The following is a 12,479-nucleotide window of genomic DNA, read 5'->3' on the forward strand; positions in this document are numbered from 1 at the left end:
TTTTTAACGGTATCGGTGTTTACAACCGTACCTGCATCAATAGCCACCCACGATTTAATCACGTTTAAGTCACCAGCGTCTGATACTTCTACTTCAACCACTGTTGCTACATACGTTAAAAAGCTGCGGTGCGCTGCAATACCTAAGCCGCGCCCTTTTGGAAGTGTTCTCCCCCAATTTGCCATACTCGCTGCTTTTTCAATAACATGTCGCAAACGGCTTGTCTCAAGTGGATAAACCGCTTTATCGCCACCGTAGTTATTATAGTTTGCGTTCTGGTTTGCAAAATCGATAGTACGCGCTGGCCCAATGGTTTCCAATAAATAATCTTTTGAGTCTTTACCCGCCTTGTAGGCAGCCTCATTTATAAATGACTGCACGGCAAACGCATGAAAAATGTTTGTGACCGAGCGCATCCAGCCTATTCGGGCTTTTGCTGGTGCTTCACCTCGTTCCAGTTTCATATTGGGTGTTAAAATTGGATTATCAGTAAAGCCTAGGTCTAGCTCAAAGCCACCAGGTGCAGATGCCCCCTCTTGAAAGGTAGACATAATTGGCGAAAACGCCGTGCGATGTAAGTAAGCTTCTATGTTACCTTTTTCATCTAATGACGCTTCAATATGTTGAGCCGACACCGCATGATAAAAACTGTGTTGTATATCATCCTCTCGCGTCCATTGTACGCGAATAGGTTGCCCTACTTTCATTGAAATGTAAGCAGCTTCTGCCGAAAAATCAGGTTTTGATTTACGCCCAAACCCCCCACCTAACATGGTGACATGTACGTTAATTTGGCTCTCGTCCATACCAAGTAGTGCGGCCACAGTTTTCATATCAGCTTGCGGGTTTTGTGTTGCAGCCCATATATCAACGCGGTCTTTATTGTACATTGCCGTGGCGCACGGTGGCTCCATAGGTGCTTGAGCCAGGTGCGGCGCGTAATAGTCGGCAACTAATTTATTGCTCGATTTAGCTAATACGCTGGTGGTATCGCCTTTTTCGCGCACATGCGCTTGCGGCTCACTCACTGTTTGTAATAACGACTTTTTAAATTCTTTTGAATTATAATCGCCGTTTTTACCATCATCCCACACTACTTTTAGTGCTTTACGCGCCTGCCATGCAGCCCAGGTATTTTTAGCAACAATAGCAATGCCGCCTTTTGGCTGAAATTGCGGCGCACCTTTTGGTACAGGCATTTCAATAATATCGACTACGCCATTAATTGCTTTAGCGGCGCTAGCATCAAACGATTTAACCACACCACCTACTACCGGCGGGCGCTCAATCATAGCCACCAGCGCCTTTGGTTCGCGTACATCGGCAGCAAATGTGGCTTTACCGGTGACTAAATCGGTTAAATCTATGTGCGCCATACCGGTATTTATATAACGCCATTCTTTACGTGTTTTAAGTGTTAGCTTGTCAGGCTCTGGCGGTGTAATACCAAGCGCTAGGTCAATTAAATCTTTATAAGCCAGCGTTTTACCTGAGCTGTGGGTTACCACGTGCTGATTAGCTGTACAGGTTTGCGGGTCAACTTTCCAATATTTAGCGGCTGCGTGCTGCATCATGTAACGTACGCTTGCGCCCATTTCGCGCAGGCGCTGCATGTTGTAGCGAATACTGCGCGAGCCATCGGTATTTTGATCCCCGTATTTAGGGTCGCCCTTACCTTGAATAACAACCACTTTATCCCATGCGGCTTCCATTTCGTCTGCCACAATTTGAGCAATGGCTGTACGAATTTGCTGGCCCATTTCAGAGCGATGACAGGTTATTTCAACCATGCCATCGGGGCGCAGCGCTATAAATAAGTTGGCACGTTTTGCTTGCTCAGACGGTTGTTCTAACACGCCTGCAAACGCTTTTGGTGCGCTGCCTACAAAATACGTGCCTAATACTAATGCGCCTATTGCGCTGGTTTTTAAAAATTGGCGACGGTTTAGGTCAAAGTACGTATTGTCGTTTTTCATACTTGTTCCCCTTGTTCATTTGGGTCAAAATACTCAACGCCCGCAATGGTTTTAGCCGCCGACTTAATTGCTTTATGAATACGCGGATACGTGCCACAACGACAAATATTGCCCGACATATTACTCACTATTTCATCATCAGTCGGATTAGGGTTAGCAGCTAATAAGCTTGCCGCTTGCATTATTTGCCCGCACTGACAAAACCCACATTGCGGCACTTTATGCTCAACCCAGGCTTTTTGCACTGGGTGATCGCCTTGCTCGCTTAACCCTTCAATAGAGGTAATAGCACGCCCTGCCACAGCCGATACAGGTAATATGCACGAGCGCTGCGCTACGCCATCAATATGTATGGTGCACGCACCACACTGCGCCATACCACAGCCAAATTTAGGCCCGGTTAAATTTAATTCATCTCGAAGATACCAAAGCACAGGCGTTGACGGATCGCCGGTAAACTCATGTTTATTACCATTAACGGTAAGCGTGATCATATTTAACTCCTTGGCAAAGCGCTTTAAAGGAATGCCTTGTTGCGCCAGAACGGTTTGAATAATTGCTACTTTTTTAGCCTACCACTTAGGATTGATTTATTGAAATTTTTATCGGTAAGTGACTTTAATAAGCTTTGGCAAGTCGCTAAACATAAAAACCGCCCTATGGCGGTTTTTATGCATAAACTAAATGCTCGTTATTTAGTTAGTGCTAATTTAACCGCGGCCTGTGCATGAATTTGCGTGGTATCGTAAAGGGGCACGGTTGTATGTTGCGGCTCTACCAATAAAGCAATTTCAGTACAGCCTAAAACAATGGCCTGTGCGCCTTTTTCAAACATACGCTCAATAATATTTATAAATTCAGTTCGCGCTTCATCATTAATAATGCCTTGGCATAACTGATTGTAAATTATGTCGTGAACACGCTCTCGCTCATTAGGCTCGGGTATTAACACTTCAATATTATGCTTATCGGTTAACCGCCCTTTGTAAAAGTTTTGCTCCATTGTAAATTGCGTGCCCAGCAACCCTACTCGCGTTATTTTATCGTGTTTTAACTGCGCTGCGGTGGCATCGGCAATATGCAAAATAGGAATACTTATACTGCTGGCAATCTGGTCAGCCACTTTGTGCATGGTGTTGGTACAAATAAGTAAAAAATCAGCACCAGCTGCCTCTACCGATTTAGCCGCCTCGGTAAGTAACTTAGCTGTTTGTGGCCAGTCGCCCTGATGCTGCAGCGTTTCAATTTCTGCAAAATCAACACTCACCATACAAATTTTGGCACTATGCAGCCCGCCCAACGCATTTTTTACGCCCAAGTTTAACGCTTTGTAATAACTAGTGGTTGACTCCCAACTCATACCACCAAGCATGCCAATCGTTTTCATAAAATTGCCTCTTTAGTTTACTAAAAGAACTAAGCAGTCATCCTAAAATATCTTGATTAGCTGAGGAATTAAGCTATAGCTATTTTTTAATGCCTCGTTCGGTTTTACAAACGATTACAATAGCGGTAATAAAATTAAAGAAAATGCCAAGAACAAACCAAAGTAAAGCACTTCGACCTGTAGATTTAGCCCACCAAGCACTGAAAAAAGCAAAAAATAATACAGCCAATGCACTACGATTAAATTCCTCTTCTAACTTTTCTGTGTCGTAAGACAAGCTCGATAACTTACTTTCTAACTCATTGACCTTTTTAGTTAATAACATAATTTTTTCACTTTGCTCATTTTGTGCAGTGACTGTTTCTATAGGCTGAGCGTATGCCAATAATGAGCTTACAACCCATATCATAATACAGAGTATAAATTTCATTTTATTCCTTTAAATTATTTAAACTTAAACAGGTAATTAGCCAAATGACCTTAATTAAGGTTGAGATAAAAACCAGTATTTAAAGCTTTTCTATGTTTATTAAAGCTCTTTCTTTAACTGCAAACTGGCGAATAAAGAACATTATTACGCAGCTTGCAATATTCCCACCTATTAATAAATTGAGTATGGCTAAAGCAGTTATTTGATTAACTTTTCAATTGGATACAGCCCATAAATGCCAAAGAGCATAATTACAAAGGCCAAGCACAGCCAAAGCTAGCCCTTAAGTATGTACACTTCCCTTTTTGAGAATAATAAAAACCATCCCATCAGCAGCAGATAGTGAAAAAAGACAGAGCCCGACCAGATAAAGCTTTACGAAGAAGCCCTAAGTCGAAAAACATAAATTTATGTTTAGTTTTATTTAGTTGAATTGTTTCGGTAGTCATAATATCTCTTGCTGATAAAGTATAAAAAGCTTTTCAAATATCATTTGAAGAGGCTCCCAAAATGAGCCTCCATTTCTTCACTCAATAATTCCACTTAGTAAACTTATTGTAGACAAGTAATTACCTAAATTAGAAAAGATATTAGATAGCGCTATGTAATAAAAAACGAGCCTCTCTGGGCTCGTTTTCGTTTTAACTGATAGCTGACAGCTAAAAACTGATCGCTGCTCTTTTATTCCGGCTCATACCCCAAGTTAGGCGATAACCACCTTTCTGCCTCTGCGAGCGTCATATTGGTTCGCTTGGCGTAATCTTCTACCTGATCTTTTTGCACAGCCGCTACGGCGTAGTATTTTGCCTCTGGATGTGAGAAATACCAGCCCGAAACAGCAGCCCCTGGCCACATGGCGTAGGAGCTGGTGAGCTGCATGCCAATGCGCTTTTCGGTATCGAGTAGCTGCCAAATTTTCTTTTTTTCGGTGTGCTCTGGGCAGGCTGGGTAACCTGGCGCTGGGCGAATCCCTTGGTAGTTTTCGCGAATTAGCTCATCGTTAGTTAAGTTTTCATTGGCTGCGTAACCCCAATACTCTTTGCGCACTTGTTCGTGCAAGTATTCTGCAAACGCCTCGGCAAGCCTGTCGGCAACTGCTTTTACCATTATTTTATTGTAGTCGTCTTGCTTGGCATCGAACGCGTCGGCTAAGTCGTCTTCTTCTAAACCGCCCGTTACGGCAAACGCGCCAAAATAATCAGGTATGCCTTTTGGCGCAATGTAGTCTGCCAAACAATAGTTAGCAAAGTCGGTTTTTTCGGTTTGCTGGCGTAAATGGCACGAGGTGTTTAACAACTCTTTGCGAGTTTCGTCGGTGTAAATTTCTATATCATCACCCACCCGGTTGGCAGGGAATAAACCAATGACACCTAAAGGTTGCAAAGCACCTGACTTTTCAAGGTCGTCGAGCATGTCGTTAGCATCTTTAAATAAGCTACGTGCTTGCTCGCCAACGACTTCATCGTCCATTATGCGCGGATATTTGCCAGCGATTGACCACGTCATAAAGTACGGGGTCCAATCTATGTATTTACGTAACGTGGCGATTGATACATTTTTAAACTCAGTCACGCCCAGTTTTTTAGGCACAGGTGGTGTGTAGTTATCCCAATCAAGCTTGGCGGCGTTATCACGGGCACGCTGTATGGTAACCGGTTTAGAACGTGGTTTTTTACGTGCTTGTTGCTCGCGTACTTTTTCGTACTCGGCTTTGGTTTTTTCTAAAAAGGCGGGTTTTAGATCGTTTGATAACAAGCTAGATACCACACCCACTGCCCGGCTGGCGTTATTTACATAAACGACGCCTTTATCGTACTGTGGCTCAATTTTAACGGCAGTATGCGCTTTAGATGTAGTAGCGCCGCCAATCATTAACGGCATCTCAAAACCTCGGCGGGTCATTTCTTTGGCTACGTGTACCATTTCGTCAAGCGATGGGGTAATTAAACCCGAAAGGCCGATTATGTCGGCTTTTTCGTCAATCGCTGTTTGCAGTATTTTTTCGGCAGGTACCATTACGCCTAAGTCGATTACTTCGTAGTTATTACATTGCAGTACTACGCCTACAATGTTTTTACCTATGTCGTGCACGTCGCCTTTTACGGTGGCCATAACCACTTTACCGTTAGTGGCACCTTCTTCTTTTTCGGCTTCAATAAATGGGTCTAAGTAGGCCACTGCGCGCTTCATTACACGGGCAGATTTAACAACCTGCGGTAAAAACATCTTACCTGCACCAAATAAATCCCCGACCACGTTCATGCCATCCATGAGTGGCCCTTCAATCACGTGAATAGGTTTATCGGCAGCTGCGCGGCACTCTTCAGTGTCTTCATCTATAAAGGTGGTAATGCCTTTGACAAGCGCGTGTTCTAGACGTTTTTCAACAGGCCATGTGCGCCATTCTAAATCTTCTACGCGTTCGGCTTGTGCCATACCCGAAAACTTAGGGGCTATGTCTACAAGGCGCTCACCTGCACCGGGGTCGGTATTAAGGATTACGTCTTCTACGGCTTTACGAAGTTCCTCGGGGATGTCATCGTAAACCGCAAGTTGACCTGCGTTTACAATGCCCATATCCATCCCCGCTTTTATCGCGTGGTATAAAAACACCGAGTGAATAGCTTCACGTACGGGGTTATTACCTCTGAATGAGAACGATACATTTGACACCCCGCCCGACACTTTACAGTGCGGTAAGTTTTGCTTAATGCGGCGTGTGCCTTCAATAAATTCTACGGCGTAGTTGTCGTGCTCTTCTATACCTGTGGCTACGGCAAATATGTTAGGGTCGAATATTATATCTTCCGGCGGAAAACCAATCTCTTCTACTAATATTTTGTAGCTGCGCTCACAAATTTCGTATTTACGATCTGCGGTGTCGGCTTGGCCTTCGGTGTCAAACGCCATTACAACGGCAGCCGCACCAAAGCGTTTAATAATTTTAGCTTGACGCTTAAATGGCTCTTCGCCCTCTTTGAGTGATATTGAGTTAACAATCGCCTTGCCTTGAATACATTTAAGCCCTGCTTCTATTACATCCCATTTAGAGGAGTCAACCATAATAGGCACTTTAGATATATCGGGCTCTGAGGCAATTAAGTTTAAAAACTTAATCATCGCTGCTTTTGAGTCCAACATGGCTTCGTCCATGTTTATATCAATAACTTGGGCGCCATTTTCTACTTGCTCGCGGGCAACATTCAGGGCTGTTTCATAATCTTCTTCCATGATTAAGCGTTTAAACATGGCGGAGCCGGTTACGTTAGTACGCTCACCAACATTGGTAAATACTGCAATTTGCTGGGTCATGTTGGCTCCTTAATTTAAGTTACAAGCTTCAAGGCCTGATAAACGCATACGTACATCAAGCTCTGGTAATGGGCGAGGTTTAACCCCTTCAAGCCCTTTGGCAAACGCGCGAATATGCTCAGGCGTGGTGCCGCAGCAACCACCAACAATATTTATAAAGCCCGATTTTCCCCAATCTATAATCTCGGCGGCCATGTCCTCTGCTTCTAGGTCGTACTCACCAAACTCATTTGGTAAACCCGCATTAGGGTGTACTGAGGTAAAGGTTTCGCATACGCGCGAAAGCTCTTCTACGTATTGGCGCAGTAAGTCTGGCCCTAGGGCGCAGTTAAGGCCTATCGAAATAGGCTTAATATGACGAATAGAGTTATAAAATGCCTCGGTTGTTTGCCCCGAAAGCGTACGCCCTGAGGCATCGGTAATGGTGCCCGAGATCATCACGGGTAATGTGTACCCTGCTTGCTCAAACGCTTCTTCTACTGCAAATGAAGCTGCTTTTGCATTGAGGGTGTCGAAAATGGTTTCAATCAGTATTAAATCAGCGCCGCCTTCCATTAAGGCAAGAGTAGACTCAACATACGCAGTAACCAGCTTATCAAAGGTAATATTACGATAGCCTGGGTCGTTTACATCTGGCGAAATTGAGCAAGTTTTAGAGGTTGGCCCTAACACACCGGCTACATAGCGTGGTTTTTCTGGGTTTTGGGCTGTGAACTCGTCACAGATAGCGCGCGCGAGCTTGGCCGACTCTAAGTTTACCTCACGGCTTATGCTGGCCATGTCGTAATCTTCCATCGAAATGGTGGTTGAGTTAAAGGTATTGGTTTCAATAATATCTGCACCGGCGGCTAAAAAGCTACGGTGTATATCGGTTATTAGCTCAGGTTTTGTTAGGCTTAATAAATCGTTATTGCCTTTAATTAGTACGTGCCAGTCTTTAAAACGCTCGCCTCGGTAGTCTTCTTCTTCAAGCTTGTGAGTTTGGATCATGGTGCCCATTGCACCATCTAAAATTAAAATACGCTGTTTTAGCGCAGCGCTTAATTCGCTTTGCTTATTTTTGTTTGGCACGCTATTCGGCATAGTTGTTAGTCCTCACATCTTGGCTAACTAAATTAATATCATAAGGTGTAGTTTGGTACACGTAGTAATTTAACCAGTTCGAAAACAGCAAAAAAGCATGGCTTTGCCACGTTTTTGACGGTTTTTTACTTGCATCGTTATCTGGAAAATAGTTTTCGGGTTTTGGTGCGTCTGGGCTTTTTTGTAAATCGCGCTCGTACTCTGCTTTTAATGTGTCGGCATCGTATTCTGGGTGGCCGGTTATAAAAACTTGGCTGCCCGACTTGTTTTTCATTAAGTAAGCGCCTACTTTTTCAGAGCCTGCCAGCACGACTATATCGTCGCAGGCATTAATTTTATTTATATCTATGTGGCCATAACGTGAGTGCGGCACTAAAAAGGTGTCGTCGAAGCCACGAGTAAGTGCACCGTGATCAAAATAGCACTGATGAGTAAACACGCCACAGAGTTTATCTTTTTTTAAGTCACGCTTTAAATTGTAACGATGATACAACGCTGCATGCGCCGCCCAGCATGAGAAGAGCGTAGAGGTAACGTGCTGCTCCGCCCAATCAATAATCACTTTTAGTTCATCCCAGTAGGCTACATCGTCGTATTCTAGGTGTGCTAGTGGTGCGCCGGTAACTATTAACGCATCGTAGTTATTGTCTTTTACCTCAGAGAAATAACGGTAAAAGGTATCTAGGTGCTCTTCTGAGTTACTACTGCTGCGGTGCGTATCTAGGCGTAACAGCTCTACATTTACTTGCAAAGGAGAATTAGCAAGCAAACGAATAAACTGCACTTCGGTTTCTACTTTATTAGGCATTAAATTTAAAATAGCCAAACGCATTGGGCGAATTTCTTGCGTTTTTGCACGGCTTTTTGGCATTACAAACACGTTTTCTTCACGTAAACGGGCAATAGCCGGTAGCTCGTCTTTCACTGTAATTGGCATATTTTACTCCTACTCATAAAAACCGAGAATTTATACGCTCTCATTATGAACAGAATGCTAAAAATATCAACCTCTAGATGTATAGATGTCTAAATGAAATTTATTCATGATTTTATACTTTATTAACCTGCAGCCTTTACCGCTTTAAAACCCGCCATTAATTGACTGTTTCACCCGTCAGCCACTACAATACAACATTGAAATTTTTATTATTATTTGAAGGCTTTCCTCCATGGTTTTACCTGATAAGTTTATATTCTCGATGAATCGAGTATCTAAAGTTGTGCCACCTAAGCGCACAATTTTAAAAGATATTTCGTTGCACTTTTTCCCTGGCGCTAAAATTGGTGTGCTAGGTTTAAATGGTGCTGGTAAATCTACATTACTTCGTATTATGGCCGGTGTTGACCAAGACTTTGAAGGTGAAGCCCGCCCTCAACCAGGCACTAAAATTGGTTACTTACCGCAAGAGCCAGTACTGGATGAAAGCAAAACAGTACGCGAAATAGTTGAAGAAGCTGTAGGCGAAGTAAAACACGCCCTAAACCGCCTTGACGAAGTGTACAACGAGTACGCAATGGAAGACGCAGACTTTGACGCCCTAGCAAAAGAGCAAGGCGAGCTTGAAGCGATTATTCAAGCGCACGATGGTCACAACATCGATAACGTTTTAGAGCGCGCTGCCGATGCACTGCGTTTACCAGAGTGGGATGCTAAAATTGAGCACCTTTCGGGTGGTGAGCGCCGCCGTGTTGCTATTTGTCGTTTATTACTCGAAAAGCCAGATATGCTTATTCTCGATGAGCCTACTAACCACTTAGATGCGGAGTCGGTTGCTTGGCTTGAGCGCTTCTTACATGATTACGAAGGCACTGTTGTGGCGGTAACGCATGACCGTTACTTCCTTGATAATGTAGCTGGCTGGATACTAGAGCTTGACCGTGGTGAAGGTATTCCATGGGAAGGTAACTACTCTTCTTGGCTTGAACAAAAAGATGCGCGCTTACAACAAGAGCAAAAATCTGAAAAAGCACGCCAAAAATCAATTGCTCAAGAGCTTGAATGGGTACGTTCAAACCCTAAAGGTCGCCAAGCTAAGTCTAAAGCGCGTATGGCGCAGTTTAGCGAGCTACAGCAGTCTGATTACCAAAAGCGTAACGAAACGAACGAGCTATTTATTCCACCTGGTCCGCGTTTAGGCGACCAAGTGCTTGAAGTGAATAACTTACGTAAGAGCTTTGGCGATCGCGTATTAATTGACGATTTAAGTTTTAGTATGCCAAAAGGCGCGATTGTGGGCATTATTGGTGCCAATGGTGCGGGTAAATCAACCCTATTTAAAATGCTAAGCGGTGAAGAGCAACCAGATAGTGGCAGCATTAGCGTAGGTGAAACTGTAGAGCTTGCAACGGTTGATCAGTTCCGTGGCAATATGGACGAAAGCAAAACCGTATTCCAAGAAATATCTGATGATCAAGACGTGCTAAAAATTGGTAACTTTGAGTTCCCAAGCCGTGCATACGTTAGCCGCTTTAACTTTAAAGGTAATGACCAGCAAAAGTTTGTAAAAGACTTATCAGGTGGTGAGCGTAACCGTTTACACCTTGCTAAGCTTTTAAAAGCGGGTGGTAACGTAGTACTACTGGATGAGCCAACCAATGACCTTGATGTTGAAACACTTCGTGCCCTTGAGAACGCGATTTTAGAGTTCCCAGGCTGTGTAATGTGTATATCGCATGACCGTTGGTTCCTTGACCGTATTGCAACGCACATTTTAGATTACCGCGACGAAGGCCAAATTAACTTCTTCGATGGAAACTACACCGAATACGAAGAATGGCTTAAAAAGACCTTAGGCGCAGAAGCTGCACAACCTAAGCGTATTAAGTACAAAAAAATTGGTTAATTGTTAACTGATATAACAAACCCTGCATTTATGCGGGGTTTTTTTATGCCATTTTTTATCGCTATGCGCTATTTACCGCTATGCTTGATTTAAATATTATAAAAAAAGGCCCTCGTTCTATGGAAAACCGTCGTCAGTTCTCGCGCATTCTTTTTTCAACCTCTGCACAGCTAGAATTTGCAGGGAGCACTTACCCATGTAAGTTGCTTGATGTATCGTTACACGGAGCGCTGATCACAAAATGTGACGCTTTTAATGGTAAAAAAGACAGCGACGCAACACTACGCTTTACCTTGCCACAAAGCGATATAGAAATAAAAATGGAGGTGTTTATTTGCCACATAGAACAAAAGCATATTGGCCTCAAATGCCACCACATTGATATAAACAGCATTACCTATTTAAAACGATTGGTAGAGCTTAATTTAGCCAATGAACAATTACTTCATCGTGAGCTTGCTTCATTAATTGAAGGCCCACAATAGACTCGCTTAGTTAAGTTTATTACCATAGCCCAAACTTTATTATTGATACGGTTATGCGCCTAAACCCTCACTTACCTTTGGTCTATCATTCTAATTACTCATTTAACTTTGATCCTAAGCACCGGTTTGTAATGAGTAAATTTGCTCATTTATACGAGCAGGTTAAAGGTTTAGGCATTGCAGGCAATAATTTAGTTGAACCTATTTTAGGCACTCCTGAGCCACTTGAACTGGTTCACTGCGAAAACTACATTCACGATTTATGGCATAACCGCCTAGACGAAAAAGCCATGCGCCGCATTGGTTTACCTTGGTCACAACCGCTAATGAACCGTACATTCACCGCACCCCAAGGCACACTGCAAACAGCACGCTTAGCATTAAAACATGGCTTAGCCTGTCATTTAGCAGGCGGTACGCACCATGCACACACTGATTTTGGCTCAGGTTTTTGTATGGTGAACGACTTAGCCTTTACCGCGCAAACATTAATACAAAGCGGTGAAGTGACCAATGTGCTCATTTTTGATTTAGACGTACACCAAGGCGATGGCACAGCTGCAATGCTTGCGCATCAGCCCTATGCGTATACCTGCTCTATACATTGCGAAAAAAACTTCCCGTTTAGAAAATCCCCCAGCGATTTAGACATAGGCCTTGCTAACAATATGCAAGACGCAGAATACTTAGGCATTGTGGATGACACCCTGCAGTTTTTATTAAAAGAGCTCAACCCCGATTTAGTCCTATACGATGCCGGTGTAGATATTTGGCAAGACGATGGCTTAGGCAAACTAAATATAAGCTGGGACGGCATTAAACAGCGTGACCACTTAGTATTTAAGCGCTGCCTTGAACATAACACCGCTATTGCCAGTGTTATTGGTGGCGGCTACGACAGAGACCATACGCGTTTAGCGCAGCGCCATGCAATAGTGATTGAGCAGGCTGCTGGTTTTTAAA

At 43.5% G+C, this 12,479-nt stretch carries 10 protein-coding genes; 3 read left to right on the top strand and 7 right to left on the bottom strand.

Annotated features, from left to right (window positions below; translation table 11 throughout):
• From AABI99_RS16275 to metA, 7 genes are all read right to left on the bottom strand, one after another.
• On the bottom strand, positions 1–1,976 hold a 1,976-nt coding region (locus AABI99_RS16275), incomplete at its 3' end, for a molybdopterin cofactor-binding domain-containing protein (protein ID WP_338367133.1).
• Complete coding sequence (locus AABI99_RS16280; protein ID WP_064386863.1) at positions 1,973–2,470, bottom strand: (2Fe-2S)-binding protein; 498 nt, start codon at positions 2,468–2,470, stop codon at positions 1,973–1,975. The genes AABI99_RS16275 and AABI99_RS16280, both read right to left, overlap by 4 nt.
• Before the next feature lie 197 nt (positions 2,471–2,667).
• On the bottom strand, positions 2,668–3,363 hold the full coding sequence (locus AABI99_RS16285; RefSeq protein ID WP_338367134.1) for an aspartate/glutamate racemase family protein: 696 nt from the start codon (positions 3,361–3,363) through the stop codon (positions 2,668–2,670).
• Between the two features lie 79 nt (positions 3,364–3,442).
• The gene (locus AABI99_RS16290) at positions 3,443–3,793 is read right to left on the bottom strand and encodes a hypothetical protein (RefSeq protein ID WP_338367135.1); all 351 of its coding nucleotides are present in this window, start codon (positions 3,791–3,793) and stop codon (positions 3,443–3,445) included.
• A 681-nt stretch (positions 3,794–4,474) separates the two neighbouring features.
• Positions 4,475–7,105 carry a methionine synthase gene (gene metH, locus AABI99_RS16295; protein ID WP_338367136.1) on the bottom strand — a complete coding sequence of 877 codons (2,631 nt, stop codon included), beginning with the start codon at positions 7,103–7,105 and terminating at the stop codon, positions 4,475–4,477.
• 9 nt (positions 7,106–7,114) lie between these two features.
• A complete protein-coding gene (locus AABI99_RS16300) occupies positions 7,115–8,188 on the bottom strand; it encodes a homocysteine S-methyltransferase family protein (RefSeq protein WP_338367137.1) in 1,074 nt (357 codons plus the stop codon).
• Complete coding sequence (gene metA, locus AABI99_RS16305; protein WP_338367138.1) at positions 8,178–9,125, bottom strand: homoserine O-succinyltransferase; 948 nt, start codon at positions 9,123–9,125, stop codon at positions 8,178–8,180. Before metA ends, AABI99_RS16300 begins: the two co-directional genes overlap by 11 nt.
• A gap of 232 nt (positions 9,126–9,357) precedes the next feature.
• Here metA and ettA point away from each other — a divergent pair, with 232 nt between their 5' ends.
• The 3 genes from ettA to AABI99_RS16320 all read left to right on the top strand — a co-directional run bounded on the left by ettA (position 9,358) and on the right by AABI99_RS16320 (position 12,478).
• Positions 9,358–11,031, top strand: a complete 1,674-nt coding sequence (ettA, locus tag AABI99_RS16310; RefSeq protein WP_338367139.1) for an energy-dependent translational throttle protein EttA — start codon at positions 9,358–9,360, stop codon at positions 11,029–11,031.
• Between the two features lie 119 nt (positions 11,032–11,150).
• Positions 11,151–11,516: a PilZ domain-containing protein gene (locus tag AABI99_RS16315; protein WP_338367140.1), complete on the top strand. Its 366-nt coding sequence runs from the start codon at positions 11,151–11,153 to the stop codon at positions 11,514–11,516.
• A gap of 53 nt (positions 11,517–11,569) precedes the next feature.
• Positions 11,570–12,478: a histone deacetylase gene (locus tag AABI99_RS16320; protein ID WP_338367141.1), complete on the top strand. Its 909-nt coding sequence runs from the start codon at positions 11,570–11,572 to the stop codon at positions 12,476–12,478.
• Position 12,479: the final 1 nt, after the last annotated feature.

The sequence above is a fragment of the uncultured Pseudoalteromonas sp. genome, assembly GCF_963922945.1.
Classification (GTDB): domain Bacteria; phylum Pseudomonadota; class Gammaproteobacteria; order Enterobacterales; family Alteromonadaceae; genus Pseudoalteromonas.